The sequence below is a fragment of the Burkholderia sp. LFS061 genome (assembly GCF_047978125.1).
GTDB classification, from domain to species: domain Bacteria; phylum Pseudomonadota; class Gammaproteobacteria; order Burkholderiales; family Burkholderiaceae; genus Burkholderia; species Burkholderia pyrrocinia_C.
Window position 1 is genome coordinate 107,069 of the sequence record NZ_JBFPFS010000001.1, and the last position, 15,512, is coordinate 122,580.

Annotated in this window: 14 protein-coding genes; 7 read left to right on the forward strand and 7 right to left on the reverse strand. The window is 62.8% G+C overall.

All coding sequences use genetic code 11. From position 1 onward, the window contains the following. The 5 genes from ACNQQL_RS00520 to ACNQQL_RS00540 form a co-directional block, all read right to left on the reverse strand. Nucleotides 1-1,926, reverse strand: a complete 1,926-nt coding sequence (locus ACNQQL_RS00520; protein ID WP_072441966.1) for a (Fe-S)-binding protein — start codon at nt 1,924-1,926, stop codon at nt 1-3. Nucleotides 1,927-1,928: 2 nt separating this feature from the next. Continuing rightward, nucleotides 1,929-3,992, reverse strand: coding sequence for an NADH:flavin oxidoreductase (locus ACNQQL_RS00525; RefSeq protein ID WP_034180747.1), 2,064 nt, complete (start codon nt 3,990-3,992; stop codon nt 1,929-1,931). A gap of 68 nt (nt 3,993-4,060) precedes the next feature. Then, a complete protein-coding gene (locus tag ACNQQL_RS00530; protein ID WP_006488993.1) occupies nt 4,061-4,594 on the reverse strand; it encodes a DUF5943 domain-containing protein in 534 nt (177 codons plus the stop codon). A gap of 137 nt (nt 4,595-4,731) precedes the next feature. Beyond that, entirely contained in the window at nt 4,732-5,703 is a 972-nt protein-coding gene (locus ACNQQL_RS00535) for a dipeptidase (RefSeq protein WP_174417596.1), read from the reverse strand. A 33-nt stretch (nt 5,704-5,736) separates the two neighbouring features. Continuing rightward, nucleotides 5,737-7,011: a serine hydroxymethyltransferase gene (locus ACNQQL_RS00540; protein ID WP_072441970.1), complete on the reverse strand. Its 1,275-nt coding sequence runs from the start codon at nt 7,009-7,011 to the stop codon at nt 5,737-5,739. Nucleotides 7,012-7,459: 448 nt separating this feature from the next. On the opposite strand from ACNQQL_RS00540, the gene ACNQQL_RS00545 reads away from it, so the two are divergent. After that, complete coding sequence (locus tag ACNQQL_RS00545; RefSeq protein ID WP_347062837.1) at nt 7,460-8,485, forward strand: GlxA family transcriptional regulator; 1,026 nt, start codon at nt 7,460-7,462, stop codon at nt 8,483-8,485. Between the two features lie 50 nt (nt 8,486-8,535). On the opposite strand, the gene ACNQQL_RS00550 is transcribed toward ACNQQL_RS00545, so the two are convergent. Next, a complete protein-coding gene (locus ACNQQL_RS00550; RefSeq protein WP_146120860.1) occupies nt 8,536-8,715 on the reverse strand; it encodes a hypothetical protein in 180 nt (59 codons plus the stop codon). A 488-nt stretch (nt 8,716-9,203) separates the two neighbouring features. Here ACNQQL_RS00550 and ACNQQL_RS00555 point away from each other — a divergent pair, with 488 nt between their 5' ends. From ACNQQL_RS00555 to ACNQQL_RS00575, 5 genes are all read left to right on the forward strand, one after another. Then, nucleotides 9,204-9,866, forward strand: coding sequence for a hypothetical protein (locus ACNQQL_RS00555; protein ID WP_347062838.1), 663 nt, complete (start codon nt 9,204-9,206; stop codon nt 9,864-9,866). A 10-nt stretch (nt 9,867-9,876) separates the two neighbouring features. Next, the gene (locus ACNQQL_RS00560) at nt 9,877-10,428 is read left to right on the forward strand and encodes a PAAR domain-containing protein (RefSeq protein ID WP_347062839.1); all 552 of its coding nucleotides are present in this window, start codon (nt 9,877-9,879) and stop codon (nt 10,426-10,428) included. Beyond that, complete coding sequence (locus tag ACNQQL_RS00565) at nt 10,415-11,089, forward strand: M35 family metallo-endopeptidase (RefSeq protein WP_347062840.1); 675 nt, start codon at nt 10,415-10,417, stop codon at nt 11,087-11,089. Before ACNQQL_RS00560 ends, ACNQQL_RS00565 begins: the two co-directional genes overlap by 14 nt. Next, nucleotides 11,089-11,577 (forward strand): hypothetical protein, encoded by a 489-nt coding sequence (locus ACNQQL_RS00570; protein WP_347062841.1) that lies wholly within the window; start codon nt 11,089-11,091, stop codon nt 11,575-11,577. The genes ACNQQL_RS00565 and ACNQQL_RS00570 overlap by 1 nt, the downstream gene beginning before the upstream one ends. A 156-nt stretch (nt 11,578-11,733) precedes the next feature. Next, nucleotides 11,734-12,102, forward strand: coding sequence for a hypothetical protein (locus tag ACNQQL_RS00575; RefSeq protein WP_347062842.1), 369 nt, complete (start codon nt 11,734-11,736; stop codon nt 12,100-12,102). Between the two features lie 231 nt (nt 12,103-12,333). On the opposite strand, the gene ACNQQL_RS00580 is transcribed toward ACNQQL_RS00575, so the two are convergent. Beyond that, nucleotides 12,334-13,746, reverse strand: coding sequence for a discoidin domain-containing protein (locus tag ACNQQL_RS00580; RefSeq protein ID WP_347062843.1), 1,413 nt, complete (start codon nt 13,744-13,746; stop codon nt 12,334-12,336). 267 nt (nt 13,747-14,013) lie between these two features. Here ACNQQL_RS00580 and ACNQQL_RS00585 point away from each other — a divergent pair, with 267 nt between their 5' ends. Next, nucleotides 14,014-15,435, forward strand: a complete 1,422-nt coding sequence (locus ACNQQL_RS00585; RefSeq protein ID WP_347062844.1) for a PLP-dependent aminotransferase family protein — start codon at nt 14,014-14,016, stop codon at nt 15,433-15,435. The last annotated feature ends 77 nt before the right edge of the window (nt 15,436-15,512 follow it).

Consider the following 15,512-nt stretch of genomic DNA (forward strand, 5'->3'; position numbering starts at 1 on the left):
TCACTCCAGCGAGGCGGCAACGAGTTCGGCCACGTCGAGCACGTCGGGGCGCGGGCCCACGACGCCTTCGAGCATCGCCGTGCAGTTCGGGCACGCAACCGCGACCACGTCCGCGCCGATCGTGCGTGCGTCGGCGATGCGGATGTCCGGAATGCGCTGCTTGCCGGGGATATCGGTCAGCGGCGCACCGCCGCCACCGCCGCAGCAGCGGCCGCGCATGCCGTTGCGCTCCATCTCGACGACCTGGATGCCGATCGTCTTCAGCAGCTTGCGCGGTGCTTCCGTCTCGCCGTTATAGCGGCCGAGGTAGCACGGGTCGTGATACGTGGTGCGCTTCTCGCGCAGCGCTTCGACGGCCTTCGGCGCGATCTTGCCGCTGTCGGCCAGTTCGGCGAGATAGGTCGTGTGGTGCTTGACCGTCACGCGCAGCCCGAGCGCACGGTATTCGTTGCGCAGGCTGTGCATCACGTGCGGATCGGCCGTCACGATCTGCTTGTACGACAGCGTGCCGAGCGTGCCGATCAGGCGCTTCGCCATCTGCTGGAACGTCGCCTCGTCGCCGAGCCGGCGCGCGACGTCGCCCGTGTCGGTCTCGGTCGAGCCGAGCACCGCGTAGTCGACGCCCGCCTTGTTCAGCACCTTGACGAACGCGCGCAGCGTGCGCTGGTAGCGCATGTCGAACGCGCCTTCGCCCGCGACGAACAGCACGTCGACCGGCTTGCCCGGCTGCGCGACGGGCGCACTCAGGTCGACCGACCAGTCGTAGCGCGCGGCCGTGTCGTAGCCGCCCATCGTGCCCGTCTCGCGCAGGTTCGCCAGTACTTCCTGGCCCTTGCCCGGCACCGAGCCGTGCACGAGCGTGCGGTTGCGGCGCATGTCGACGATCGCGTCGACGTGTTCGATCAGCATCGGGCATTCCTGCACGCACGCGCGGCAGGTCGTGCACGACCACAGCGTCTGTTCTTCGATCAGGCCCGACACGATCGGACCGTTCGGCTCGCCGCGATGCTGGCCGACCGCGAGGCCCGGAGTCGGACTGCCCGCGTACGCCGCATCGGTGCCGCCGGCCATGCCGACCACGAGATCCTGGATCAGCTTCTTCGGGTTCAGCGGCTGGCCCGACGCGAACGCGGGGCACGCGGCTTCGCACTTGCCGCACTGCACGCACGCGTCGAAGCTCAGCAGCTGATTCCAGCGGAATTCGACCGGCTTCGCAACACCGTACTCCTGATGCTCGATATCCGGCAGCTTCAGCGCGGTCGGCGGCGTGGCCGTGCCGTTGCCCGTGAACGACTCGCGCGTGGTCGCGAAGCGCTCCTGGCGCGGGTGGAAGGCGAGGTGCAGCAGGCCGGCGATCGCATGCTTCATCGGGCCGCCCTTCGCGGCGCCGACCGTCATCGTGAATGCGCCGATGCCGATCAGCAGCGCGCAGAGCACCGCGAACGCGCCCGACATCGCGCCGGTCGGCACCAGCATGAACAGCACGAGGCCGAGCGCGAACGAACCGAGCAGCCAGGGCAGCGTATTCCACGGGCCGCGCGACAGGCGGGCGGGCACGTCCTTGGCCGCGCGACGGCGCCACACGAACACCGCGCCGACCAGCATCGCGAGCGCCGCGAGGAAGATCAGCTTGTCGAGCCACGGCGAATAGATCGCAAGACCGTAGTTGACGAACACCAGCGCGAGCGCGCCGATCGCGCCGCCGGCGGTCGCGACGTGGGTCTTCGCGATGTACGGATCGCGGGCGACCACATGGTGCAGGTCGACGAAATAACGCTTCGGAATCGCGAACAGGTTCGCGACGCCGAACGAGCCGGGCGCCGTGGCCCGGCCGAGACGCCAGTAGGACGAACGCTTCGCGACCGCGAACGCGAGCCCCGCCACCGACAGCCACAACAGTGCGGTAATGAGGAGGGACGGATTCATCTTCAGAAATCCTTCACGAGACGCAGCGAGTCGTAGATCGCGCCGTGGACGTTGTGCATCGAGATGCAATCGCCGACACGGAACAGCAGGAAACGGCCGTTGCCGAGCTCTTCCGACAGGCACGGCTGCGGCTCGGCCGCAAACAGCGTGTGCGGATCGATCTGGCCGCGGTTCAGCGATTCCGGCTTGAGCTTCCAGTACAGCTCGTCGTTCGGCGACGAACCGTTCTCGATCACCACCTGGTCGACCGCGCGCTCTTCCAGTTCCTCGGTGTACTCGTTGCGCAGCACGGCGATCTTCTTGCCGTCTTCTTCATAGACACGATCGAGCATCGTGTTCGGCGTGGGGATCACGCCGAGCGCGTACAGGCGGCGATAGAAGATCGGGAACGTCGTGCCGCCGCAATCGTCGGCCACCTTCACGTCCGGCGTGACGACCTCGACCTTCGAGCCGCGGCTCGCCATGAAGTCGGCCACGCCCGCGCCCGCATGGGTACTCACGCCGTCGAACAGCAGCACGTTCTGCTTCGGCTCGACCTTGCCGGTCAGGATGTCCCACGAGCTGACGGCCAGGCCCTCGGCCACGCCCCAGCCCGGCACCTGCCACGTGAAGCTCGAACCGCCCGTCGCCAGCACGACGATGTCCGGCTTCTCGGCCATGATCATCTTCTCGTCGGCGGCGACGCCGAGGCGGCGATCGACGCCCAGGCGCTTGGTTTCCATGTCGAACCAGCGGATGATCCCCGACATCTGTTCGCGCTGCGGCGCCTTCGCGGCGATCATCACCTGGCCGCCCACTTCCGCGTTCTTCTCGAACAGCACGACGTCGTGGCCGCGCAGCTTCGCGACGCGCGCCGCCTCGAGGCCGGCCGGGCCGGCGCCCACCACCACCACCTTGCGCTTCGGGCCGCGCGACTTCTCGATGATGTGCGGCATCGTCGCTTCGCGCGACGTCGCGGCGTTTTGAATGCACAGCACGTCGAGGCCGTTGTACTGGCGGTCGATACAGTAGTTCGCGCCGACGCACTGCTTGATTTCGTCCTCGCGGCCGTCGCGGATCTTGATCACCATGTGCGGATCGGCGATCTGCGCGCGCGTCATGCCGACCAGGTCGATCATGCCGTTCGCGAGCAGGCGCTCGGCCTGGCCCGCATCGCGGATGCTCTGCGCGTGCATCACCGGAATCTTCACGACCGACTTGATGCCTGCCGCGAGGTGCACGAACGGCTCCGGCGGCAATGCCATCGGCGGCATGCAGTTGGCGATCGTGTTGTGCGTGTCGCCACCCGAACCGACCACGCTCAGGTAGTCGATCAGGCCCGTCTCCGACATCGCCTGCGCGATTTCCTTCAGCGCCTCGTGATCGAGGCCGTCCTCGTGGAATTCGTCGCCGCACATGCGCAGGCCGACGCAGAAATCCTTGCCGACCGCCTCGCGCACCGCCGTCAGCACCTCGATGCCGAAACGCAGGCGGTTCTCCAGGCTGCCGCCCCATTCGTCGGTGCGGTGGTTCGAGCGCTTGCTCCAGAACTGGTCGATCAGGTGCTGGTGAGCGGCCGAGATTTCGATGCCGTCCATGCCGGCGGCCTTCACGCGCTTCGCGGCTGCCGCGAAATCGCCGATGATCCGGCGGATTTCCTCGATCTCGATGATCTTCGCGTTGCCGCGGTGCACCGGCTCGCGCACGCCCGACGGCGACATCAGGTGCGGCCAGTGCTCGCCGTGGAACGACGAACGGCGGCCCATGTGCGTCGCCTGGATCATGATCTTCGCGCCGTGCTTGTGCATCGTGTCGGCGAGACGCGTGAGCGGATCGATGATCTTGTCGTTCGACAGGTTCACCGATTTCCACCAGCCCTGCGGGCTGTCGATCGACACCGGGCTCGACCCGCCGCAGATCGCGAGGCCGACGCCACCCTTCGCCTTTTCTTCGTAGTAGCGGATATAGCGGTCGCCCGGCAGGCCGCCCGGCTCGGCATACACCTCGGCGTGCGCGGTGCTGACGATCCGGTTGCGCAGCGTCAGCTGGTTCAGCTGCATGGGTTTGAACAGGTGGGGATAACGCATCGCAGGCGACCTCTGGCGTTCGAATGTCTCGTGTTGCGGGTGTTGTTCGGTGTCGGTGAATCAGGGCATCAATGCGCGATCGGCGACACTTCGAAGACGCAGTGGTCGTGATGCTCGGCCGCGCACTGCACTTCCTTCGATTGCGCGCGCGGCGCGCCCTTGCCTTCCGGCGTCGTGTCGTTGACCCAGTCCATCGCACCGGCGAACCAGCCGGCGAACATGTAGCAGAGCTTGCCTTCCTTGCCCGGCTGCTGGAGCACGAACGACGAGTGGCGCAGCTCGATCTTCGCGCGCGCGCTGGCCGGATCGGCTTCGATGATCGAGAACAGGCCCCAGCCGCGCTGCGACAGGCGCTTCAGGTAGTGCTCGAACACGGCCATGCCGGTCAGGCCGTGCAGCTTCGCTTCCTTGTCGCACCAGTGGTATGCGGACTTGTAGCCGGCCTTGTAGAGAATCTCGGCATACGCTTCGACGCCGAGCGCTTCCTCGACCGCGACGTGGTTGTTCGTGAAGAAGTGGCGCGGCACGTACAGCATCGGCAGCGCGTCGGTGGTCCAGACGCCGGTATCGGGATCGACGTTGATCGGCAGTTGCGGTTGCATCGTGGTGACTCCGTGAGGAAAATGGCCGCGCGTCTCGGCGCGCAGGCATGACATCGTCCGCGTGCCCGCGCGGCTTGCGCGGGCACGTCCCGATTTTTATTGTTGAATCGCTGGGGGCTGTCCGGCCGGCGTGACGCTTATGCGCCCCACACGTCCTTGAACACGCGCACCCAGTTCTCGCCCATGATCTTGCGGATGCGCGACTCCTTCCAGCCCGCGCGTTCCATCGCCGCGGTCAGGTTCGGGAATTCGCCGATCGTGCGGATGCCGTCCGGGTTGATCACCTTGCCGAAGTTCGTCAGCTGGCGATAACGACCCTTGTCATGCGTCAGCATGTCGAAGAATTCCTTCGCGAAATCCTGCGTGAAGTCCGTGCCGATGCCGACCGCGTCTTCGCCGATCAGATTCACGACGTAGTCGATCGCCTCGATATAGTCGTCGATCGTCGCCTCGATCCCGCGCTTCAGGAACGGCGCGAACATCGTCACGCCGACAAAGCCGCCCGCATCGGCGATCTCCTTCAGCTGCTCGTCGCTCTTGTTGCGCGGATGCTCCTTCAGGCCCGACGGCAGGCAGTGCGAATAGCACACCGGCTTCTTCGAGAACGCGATCGCTTCCGACGACGTGTTGCCGCCCACATGCGACAGGTCGACCATGATGCCGACGCGGTTCATCTCGGTGATCACTTCGCGGCCGAAGTCCGACAGCCCGCCGTCGCGCTCGTAGCAGCCCGTGCCGACCAGGTTCTGCGTGTTGTAGCAAAGCTGCACGACGCGCACGCCCATGTCGTGGAACGCCTCGATGTAGCCGAGGTTGTCCTCGAACGCATGCGCGTTCTGGAAGCCCAGGATGATCCCGGTCTTGCCTTCCTTCTTCGCGCGGAAGATGTCGTCCGTCGTGCGCACCAGCGTCAGCAGCTCGCCGTTGTCGCGGATCTTCTTCTTCATCACGCCGATGTTGTCGACGGTCTTGGTGAAGTTCTCCCAAACCGACACCGTGCAGTTCGCGGCCGTGATGCCACCCTTGCGCATGTCTTCGAACACCGGCTTCTCGAACTTCGAGATGTTCAGTCCGTCGATGATGATGCTGTCCTGATGCAGCGTGCTCATATCTGCCTCTCGCTTGAGTCTTGTCGGTGTCGATCAGTAAATCGGGAAGCGCTCGCAGAGCGCGAAGATTTCGCGGCGCACGCGCTGTTCGGTCGCGTGGTCGCCTTCCGGGTTCGCGCGCAGCGCGTCGAACACTTCGAGGATCAGGCGGCCCACTTCGCGGAACTCCGCGACGCCGAAGCCGCGCGTCGTGCCGGCCGGCGTGCCGAGGCGGATGCCCGACGTGACGGTCGGCTTCTCGGTGTCGAACGGAATGCCGTTCTTGTTACATGTGATGCCCGCGCGCTCCAGCGCCTGTTCGACCGGAGCGCCCTTCAGGCCCTTCGGGCGCAGGTCGACCAGCAGCAGGTGGTTGTCGGTGCCGCCCGTGACGAGATCGACGCCGCCGGCCTTCAGCACTTCGCCGAGCGCCTGCGCGTTCGCGAGCACGTTGTCGATGTAGGTCTTGAAGTCCGCATGCAGCACTTCGCCGAACGCAACCGCCTTGCCGGCGATCACGTGCATCAGCGGGCCGCCCTGCAGGCCGGGGAACACCGCCGAGTTGATCTTCTTCGCGATGTCCTCGTCGTTGGTCAGCACGAAGCCGCCGCGCGGGCCGCGCAGCGTCTTGTGCGTGGTCGACGTGACGACATGCGCGTGCTCGACCGGGTTCGCATGGCGGCCCGCGGCGATCACGCCCGCGATGTGCGCCATGTCGACCATCAGCTTCGCGCCGACGCTGTCGGCGATCGCGCGGAAGCGCGCGAAGTCGAGCGCACGCGGATACGCAGAGAAGCCGGCGATGATCAGGTTCGGCTTGTGCTCGTGAGCGAGTGCCTCGACCTGGTCGTAATCGATCAGCATCGTGTCGCGGTTCACGCCGTACTGAACGGCGTTGAACCACTTGCCCGACAGCGCCGGCTTCGCGCCGTGCGTCAGGTGGCCGCCCGCATCGAGCGACATGCCGAGCACCGTGTCGCCCGGCTTGGCCAGCGCGAGCATCACCGAGCCGTTCGCCTGCGCACCCGAGTGCGGCTGCACGTTCGCATAACCGGCGTTGAAGATCTGCTTCACGCGTTCGATCGCGAGCGCCTCGACTTCGTCCGCGAATTCGCAGCCGCCGTAGTAGCGCTTGCCGGGATAGCCTTCCGCGTACTTGTTGGTCAACACCGAGCCCTGCGCTTCGAGCACGGCGCGCGACACGATGTTTTCCGACGCGATCAGCTCGACCTGCGACTGCTGACGCTCGAGTTCCTTCAGGATGGCGCTGCGCACCGGCGCGTCGCGCTCGGCAAGGGGCTGCGAGAAGAAAGACTGGGTGTTCGACATAGTGCGTCCGTGACGAAGAATAAAGGGCTGAAACCGAAGCTCAAGGCCCGCTCTGCCTGGGTTTCCTGCTTGTCCAGTGCAAGGCTGCCGACGGCTCTATTCTTGTCGTTCGGATTTTCGGCGGATTGATGAATTTAGACGCGTTCTTTGCCTTTTCCGCCATGCGCGTCCGTTTTATACAAGTGATCGGTCGTGCTTTTTCGGATGACCGATAAAAACGGCGTCGGCCATTCACCTATGGATACGCACTCCGGCAGTGCCTGTGCCGCCCGGTGGGAGTGCGGCGCGTCCCGCATACGGTGCAGTGCAGCATCGGCGTTACGCCCAGACAACGTATGGAGCTAGGGTTTAGCCGTATGGCACGCTTGTTGCACTCGCTCACACAATATCGCAGCCCGATCCGTGCTCGCCGGGCATAAAGCTATTAGAGATTCAAGGAACGCTCCCCATGTCGCCCGACCGCACAGCGTCGCTGTCTCACTTCGCGTTCATGCCTTTACCGAACTTCACGATGATCGCGTTCACCAATGCGATCGAGGTGCTTCGGATGGCGAACTATCTGAGCGGCCAGCCGCTCTACCGCTGGTCGGTGATCAGCCCGGAAGGCGGCCCGGTCACGGCGAGCAACGGCCTCACGGTCGACACGGGCCCGGCCGAATGCGTCGGGCAGCCCGACATCGTGTTCGTGTGCGGCGGCGTCGACGTGCAGCGCGCGACCACGCCCATCCATCTGTCGGCGCTGCGCCGCTTCGCGCGCATGGGGCTGCCGCTCGGCAGCCTGTGCACGGGCACCTATGCGCTCGCGAAGTCGGGGCTGCTCGCGGGCTACGCTTGCGCAATCCACTGGGAGAACATGTCGGCGCTGAAGGAAGAGTTTCCGGATACGCGCTTCCTGAAGGAACTGTTCGTGATCGACCGCGACCGCATCACGTGCACGGGCGGCGTCGCGCCGCTCGACATGATGCTGAACCTGATCGCCGCGCGCGTGGGCACCGCGCGCGTCACGCAGATCGCCGAGCAGTTCATCGTCGAACACGTGCGCGACACCAGCGCGCAGCAACGCATGCCGCTCGTCGCGCGCCTCGGCTCGGCGAACAAGTCGCTGTTCGAAGTGATCTCGCTGATGGAAAACAACATCGAGGAGCCGCTGTCGCGCGAGGAGCTCGCGCGACTTGCGAACATGTCGCAGCGGCAACTGCAGCGCCTGTTCCGCGAGCATCTCGGGATGACGCCGACGCACTACTACCTGACGCTGCGGCTGCGCCGCGCGCGTGAGCTGCTGCTGCAGACCGACATGTCGATCATGCACATCACGATGGCGTGCGGCTTCCAGTCGGCGTGCCACTTCAGCAAGAGCTATCGCGACGCGTTCGGCGTCGCGCCGACGAGGGAGCGCCGCAAGCAGGTCGCGCCGCTCGCGCAGGGTGCCGCCAGTGCGAGCCCGGCGTTTCCGACGCATGTGCTGCATGCGTGAACCGCGCGCTGCGCGGTAAAAAATCATGCGGCCTTGAATCCTGATGCCGTTCAGTTAATCAACTGAACGGCATTTTCGTTTGAGAGGAGGCGTTCTCCGGGGATCCGGGCGGCGCCAATCAGCGCCGCCCGTCCAAGCCCGGAAATTTCCGAAAGCAGAAATTCCGCGTCCATCACCTGATCGCATACACCGTCGCCCGGCGCGACGACAGGCGCAATCACATCGGCCATGCGTTCGCAGTCTGCTTGGAGTCGCAACCTCTCTGGCATCGAGCGCAGCGCGAACCTCGATTGAGTGAACAGGACACAACGCCATCACGACCGCGTTGCGCACACCGTTGGCTGCGATTGATTCGTCGATGCGGCGCAGCATGCCCATCTCCAGGTCGTCGCAGTCGCAGTCGATCCATTCCGCCGCACACGCTGAATATCGAGTCCCCAATGCGTTGGGTCGGCGCTCCATGAACCAAGTTGCATCCACTTGTGGACATGCAGTGCCGACAGCAAACGATCAGATCCGAGATTGCGGCATACCATCCCGTTCGGTTCGTGGACGTCCATACTCGATCGATCGTTCATCCTTCACCTCAGCATTGCCGATCGGCAATTCATCTTATCTTTAGTCGTATTCCTAACGATAAATCATACTCGTCCTATATACAAACCAATCGTTACCGGCGACCTTCCATAGCTCGTTCATACATAGGATGTCCGAGCCTATGACAGGAAAAGAACACACCGATTGTCCGTATTTTCTTCACTCTTCGATCCCGATTTACGCGATGGTGCAGAAGCTACATACCACGCAGATCCGTTCGCCCAATGCAACCGATTCAATGTATAGCGTCAACATGCAAATGATCTGCACTGGCGATCAGTTCATTTGCACATACCTTTCGCCTCTTGACGCAGTCATGGGCTCCCGAGCACTCGTGCGCGGCGACGATCACTTTTGGCCAATCGATTTCCGGCAAGTCGATACCCGTCGTTTTATGAAACAGCATGGCCGACTGTCGGTCGCCGTGAACTATGCCTATGGAGCGACCGAGGGTCGCTTGGTGGTTTCCGATGCGGGTCATCCGCTAATGACCTACACGTCTGCATCCTTCGATGTACCGGTCGAACATCGCGACCACTTCACTATCCGCTTCCCCGATAGCGTGGTCGAACGCATCGAAACAGCGTATCTACGGGCCGGACTATCCGGGTTCAGCGAGACGCTTGACGCAATGGATACGTGGACCGCTGATCAGATAGCCGATGCAGAGGCCGAAGCACTGGCACATATGCCATCGACCATCGTTGTTGAAGGCGCTGCGATCAATCAATTCGCGATCTATGACCCCGAGTCAGCCGATTGGGTCTTTACCAACTTCGATTGAGGAAACGACTATGAGCCGACGAGCAGTCAGGAACGGCGACCCGACGACAACGGGCGGCATCGTCATCGCCGTTACGTCGACGATGTTCAATCACGGCAAACAGGTAGCCCTGGATGGCGACAAGGCGACATGCGGAAATTGCGAGGGGACATTCACGATAGTGGGCGGTGCGCAGCGCATGATTCACCACGGCCGATGTGTTGCTCTCGAGGGTGATGCCGTACTCTGTCCATGCGGGCAAAACCGACTAATCGCGGGTAGCGACAGCACAATCTTCTACGGTGGCGACGGCGGCCGCAATGCGGCGAACCCGTTCGCCGCGCGCTCTGTGTTTGCGCCCACGCGACACGCGCCGGCATCGAGCATCCACGACGAACAATACGTGTTGCGCGATGCAGATAGCGGACGACCGCTCGCGAATGTCCGCTATCGGATTCGCTTATCATCCGGAAAGGTATTTACCGGCAAGACAGACGCAACAGGCCATACGCAGCGTGTTATATCCGCGCATGCGGAATCGCTCAAGTTCGAGATTGCGAGGAACGGAAATGCCGAATCCTGATGACGACTACGTGTTGGTACACAACACGGCCACGACAAACACGACGCCCGGCTCTAAGGTATATGTCGACATCAACACGACGCCGATATGCCCAAACATGAGCAATGAGCAGTTCGCAGAGACCGTTATGCGCGCACGCGACGCGGCCGTCAGGCTGATTAAAGACCGGATTGCAGCGGTAGCGCGATGGGACGCGAACGAACAAGCGCGCGCCACAATCTATTTTGGACGTGCTGACGCACAGATTCGCAGCACGTTATCTTCCGGACTACCACGATTGCTTGCCGCGATGCACGATCTGGTTCCTGAAAAAATTGTTCGATGGGACAGCCGAGTTAGCAAGAATCTAACTTGCTCGGTCGTACCGGACAACGGCCGAAATCATGCCGCCGTATGCAAACCCGACTCCCATAAACGGCTCATCGCCATCTATTCTAAATTTTGCAGCGATTCGTTTGGCGAGCTGTACCATGCAGCAAAAATAAAGGTTCTGATTCACGAATGTACGCACTACACCGACACATTCAATTCCGATGACGTCATCTATGGAGACACGGAAATTGGGATGCGAGTATTTGCGATGCAGAACCCAGATCTCGCCATCACGAACGCGGACAGCATCACCGGCTACATTGCAACCTTTGACAAGATAGTCAAATAATGAACAGAAATCCACTAAAATCCGGCTTTGCAGCCTACCTTCTCGCGCTGTCGTCAATGCTGTCCGGCGCTGCGACTGCATGTACGATAGGCGAAGAAGCGCTGGTGCAATTTCCATTCAACAAAACCACATTTTCCAATGCAGACAGATTGACGATAGCGAATAGCGCTATTGAGGCCAAAAAATGGCCTGATGTAAAAATTAAAGCAATCGTAATTGCCGGCGCTTATATCCACGAAAAAGACATTGAGAAGCTAAAGGATGCACGCGCCGAGAATACGATATCTTACCTACGAAAACTTGGCATCAGCGCCGAAAATATTTTCGTCGACAAAAAGACATTTACCGATGAAATGGTGGAGAAACGGCCCGACGGCACAGTCAAAATTCATCAGGTAATCGTGGAATTTACACCGATATGTAAAAGTAGCTGTGCATGGATGTGTAACGATCCACGCGTTACGCCACGAAGTAAAGCCATCAATTGACAACCATGGAACGAAACGTCCGCGTATGCAAACGTTCTTATCCCAACGCCGACAGCATTGCGGGGTACGTCGTTGACATTGACTAAATTGGTAACTGCCGTCGCGCTCGCGTTGAGCTGCACACATACGGCATTCGCGTGTGACGGTCCGTCGAACATGCCCGCCCATTACATCGACATTGTTTTCGATACTGATTCGAGTGCTATTTTTCCGACCGAACTATCGAGGTTATCGGCGTGGTCTAGCGACTTGCACAAGCGCTTTCCGATCATCGATACGGTGTGGCTCGTAGGACTGGCCGAAAAAAACGAGCAGGACGCGCAGCAGCTTGCAACGCGACGGGCGGAAAACGTGATGACTGCACTAGGCCAGTTTTCGATCCGTGGCGAGAAAAGCGATTTCATGGGTCACATTTTCAAGCCGGACGAGTTCGGACAATCGGGGCAGCGTGTCGAGGTGAACGTTAGTCCGGGATGCCCTGACCACTGTTGCCCGAACCTAAACCCGATACCTAAGACGCACTGACGTTACACGATGCAGTTGCCGGCCCGCGCAAAGCGGGCCGCCTTCTTCCTGCCGTTCCAGCGCGTTCTCACGCGTCTCTATTCGTCCGGCCAGCCTAGCTCCCGCGATTGATGGAATGCATACCTATCGACTTCCCAAAACATCGAGACACCGGAATCTGCGACGTATCGGCGATCACTCCAGCAGTGCCGACACTATGCAGCGACCTTGAAGGCCGCTTCCGGCTCGCGCTTACGATCCCCACACCTGCATTTCGTCGAGCGAATAACCCCACTGCGTCGCGCGCTTCGTGCCGAGCATCCGCACGTAGCGGCCGCTCGCCTTCAGGTTCGGCAGCGTCACATGGCCGTACGATACGCCGTTGTTCGTCGAGTAGATCGTCGTCCAGTTCGCGTTGTCGTTCGAGGTCTGGATCTGGTAGACGAGCGCGCCCGCATCCCAGTAGAGATCGATGCTGCTGATGGTCTTCGGCGCGCCGAGATCCACGGAGATCCATTGCGGATCGACACCGGTGCCTTCCGGCGAATCCCAGCGCGTGCTCGTGGTGTTGCCGTCGAACGCCTTGTCGGGCGTGAGCGACGCGTTGTAGCTCGCCGACGCGGCGGCCGGATGCCCTTGCGACAGCAGCGTCGGCTGCGCGGCGGCCGGGCCGCCGTAGTAGCTCGACCCGAGCTTGGCCTTCGTCGTATCGGCATTCACGCCGAACTGCGACAGGCTCCAGCGCTGGCCGGTCGTCACGTCACCGACATAGAGTTGATAGCCGCCCGCCGTCGTCGACGAGAAGAACAGATAGTTCGTGCCGCTCACCGGCGCCGGATCGGAGTTGTTGCTCACGCAGTCGTTGAGCGACAACGCGTTCGGCGTCGACGCCGGGTCCGCGGTCTTCGAATAGATCTGGTCGGCCCCGCCGCTGTCTTTCCAGCGCGCGTAGAACACCATGCCGTCCGCACGCACGATCGGGTAGTACGTCTGCAGCCCGGCCGGACGATCGAACACGGCGGTCGCGCCGGTCGCGATCGTGCGCTTCATCAGCCCCATGCTCGAGCCGGTGCCGGTCGCGTAGTAGACGGCGCTCGCGTCCGGCGCGAGAAACGGCATCGAGTATTCGGCGCCGGCCGGTGCGTTCGTCAGGCTCACGACCGACGTGAACGCCGGGCCCGCGCTCGTGTACGACAGCGTGGCCTGCTTGACGTCGCCGTTCTGCTTGAACACGAGCGTCTTGCCGTCCGCGCTGAATTTCGGGTCCTCGTTGCGCGTTGCGCCCGTGCTGTTCGTCATGTTGACGGGCGGCGTGCCGGCACCGAGCTGCAGCATGAACACGTTCCATGCGCCATTGCTGATGCCCATGAACGCGAGCCACTTGCCGTCGGGGCTGAACACGCCGTTCATCGGATCGGTAATGCCCCACGTGCTCTTGCTCAGTTGCGTCAGCGTACGGGCCGAGAAGTCGTAGAGGAACAGCTGGCTCGTGCCGTCGCCGTACTTCACGTAGCTGTGATAGACGAGCTTGCCGGTCAGCGCGGCGGGAAACGTCGCGTTCGGCTGGGCCGCGGGATTGCTGATGCAGGCCGCCGTGGCGGCGCCGCTGAACAGGTTGAGGGCGAGGCCGGCCACCAGGCCCGCGATGAGGGTCTTCGATTTCACGCTGAATGATTCCGGATAAGGTAAGGACGCCGCAGACAAGGTCGCGCGCAGGACGCGCAAGGGTCACGGATCAGCCGCCGGGCAGCGTGGACTCCTTCATAGTCAGACGTCGGGAACAGAACTTGCGAGAGCATGCCCGCTTGTCAGACGAAAGAAAAGGATCAAAGTCCATCAAAAACTTGCGGATCAGCGATTGGGGCGCAATTGCGCGCGACGGGTGCCGTGCTACTCTTTTTTCAGCAAGGCCCGAGCGGCCGGAGGGCTGGCATGAAGCGATATGCGGCGCTGGCGCAGACGATCGCCGACGCAATCCGGCGCGGCGACCTGGCGGCCGGTGCGCGCATCCCCACCGTACGGGCCGCGTGCCGCGCGTATCGCGTGAGCCCGTCCACCGTGTTTCGCGCGTACTACACGCTCGAAAGCGAGGGTCTGATCGTCGCGCGTGCGCGGTCCGGTTATTTCGTTGCGAACCTCGAAGACAAACACGTACGGTTCGGTCACGATCCCCCGCGCAAGCCGGCTGCCGCACAAACCGGCGACGACGATCCGCTGTTCCGCCTGCTCGACTCCCTGAAGCACGAGGACATCGTCCCGCTCGGCTCGGCGTTCGCCAGCTATTCGCTGTTCCCGATGAGCAGCCTGTGGCGCTACGTGGCGTCGGCGGCCCGCAGCATGGACCGCACGAATCTGCTGTCCGGCCTGCCGCCCGGCAACGACGCGCTGCGCCGCCAGATCGCATTGCGCTACCTGAACGCGGGCGCGGCCTTGCCGATGGACGAGATCATCATCACGACCGGCGCGCTCGAAGCGCTGACGCTCAGCCTGCAGGTACTGACGCGCCCCGGCGACATCGTCGCGATCGAGCGACCGGCATTCTACGCGGTGCTGCAGGCCGTGCAGCGCCTGCACCTGAAAGCCGTCGAGATCCCGGTCGACCCGTGCACAGGTCTCGATCTCGACGCGCTCGCCGAAGCGCTCGATACGCATCCGGTGCGCGCGTGCTGGTTCATGACGTCATTCCACAATCCGACCGGCGCGACGTTGACCGACGAGCGCAAGCATGCGCTGATCGACCTGCTCGCGTCGCGCGGCGTTCCACTGATCGAGGACGACGTATACGGCGAACTGCATTTCGGCACGACGCCCACGCGCCCCGCGAAACTGTATGACAACAGCGGGCTTGTCCTGCATTGCGGTTCGTTCTCGAAATGTCTCGCGCCCGGGTTCCGGATCGGCTGGGTCGCGGCCGGACGCTACGTGCGGCAGATCCGGCAGGCGAAAGGCGCGAGCGCACCGGCGGCCGACGTGCCCGCGCAGATGGCGATTTCGAGCTACCTGCGCGACGGTGCCTACGACCGCTTCCTGCGGAAACTGCGGCGCAATCTCGCCGCGCACCAGGCGCAGATGCTCGCCGCCGTTCGCGCGTATTTTCCGGACGGCACCGAAGTGTTCGCGCCGCACGGCGGGTATTTCCTGTGGATCGAACTGCCGCCGCGCGTGGATGCGATGCACCTGTTCGGCGATGCGATGGAAAGCGGCGTCAGCATCGCGCCGGGGCCGATCTTTTCCGCGACCGGCGGATTCCGCCGTTATCTGCGGCTCAACTACGGCCGGCCGTGGACGCCCGCCGTCGAGCGCGCGATGGAAACCATCGGAACGCTGGCGGCCCGGCAGCGGCACGACGGTTAGCGCGGAACGTGTGGATCGCGAAGACCGACATGCTCCTTGCGTTTCGTGCGCGAGCGACAAAGAATGAAGCGGAAGGC

Bases quoted from the DNA above. Each gene is read 5' to 3' on its own strand.
- ACNQQL_RS00550 (WP_146120860.1), bottom strand. From the start codon at position 8,715: ATGGCCGATGTGATTGCGCCTGTCGTCGCGCCGGGCGACGGTGTATGC.
- ACNQQL_RS00575 (WP_347062842.1), top strand. From the start codon at position 11,734: ATGCCCGCCCATTACATCGACATTGTTTTCGATACTGATTCGAGTGCT.
- ACNQQL_RS00535 (WP_174417596.1), bottom strand. From the start codon at position 5,703: ATGAGCACGCTGCATCAGGACAGCATCATCATCGACGGACTGAACATC.
- ACNQQL_RS00565 (WP_347062840.1), top strand. From the start codon at position 10,415: ATGCCGAATCCTGATGACGACTACGTGTTGGTACACAACACGGCCACG.
- ACNQQL_RS00540 (WP_072441970.1), bottom strand. From the start codon at position 7,011: ATGTCGAACACCCAGTCTTTCTTCTCGCAGCCCCTTGCCGAGCGCGAC.
- ACNQQL_RS00555 (WP_347062838.1), top strand. From the start codon at position 9,204: ATGACAGGAAAAGAACACACCGATTGTCCGTATTTTCTTCACTCTTCG.
- ACNQQL_RS00520 (WP_072441966.1), bottom strand. From the start codon at position 1,926: ATGAATCCGTCCCTCCTCATTACCGCACTGTTGTGGCTGTCGGTGGCG.
- ACNQQL_RS00560 (WP_347062839.1), top strand. From the start codon at position 9,877: ATGAGCCGACGAGCAGTCAGGAACGGCGACCCGACGACAACGGGCGGC.
- ACNQQL_RS00525 (WP_034180747.1), bottom strand. From the start codon at position 3,992: ATGCGTTATCCCCACCTGTTCAAACCCATGCAGCTGAACCAGCTGACG.
- ACNQQL_RS00585 (WP_347062844.1), top strand. From the start codon at position 14,014: ATGAAGCGATATGCGGCGCTGGCGCAGACGATCGCCGACGCAATCCGG.
- ACNQQL_RS00530 (WP_006488993.1), bottom strand. From the start codon at position 4,594: ATGCAACCGCAACTGCCGATCAACGTCGATCCCGATACCGGCGTCTGG.
- ACNQQL_RS00545 (WP_347062837.1), top strand. From the start codon at position 7,460: ATGTCGCCCGACCGCACAGCGTCGCTGTCTCACTTCGCGTTCATGCCT.
- ACNQQL_RS00570 (WP_347062841.1), top strand. From the start codon at position 11,089: ATGAACAGAAATCCACTAAAATCCGGCTTTGCAGCCTACCTTCTCGCG.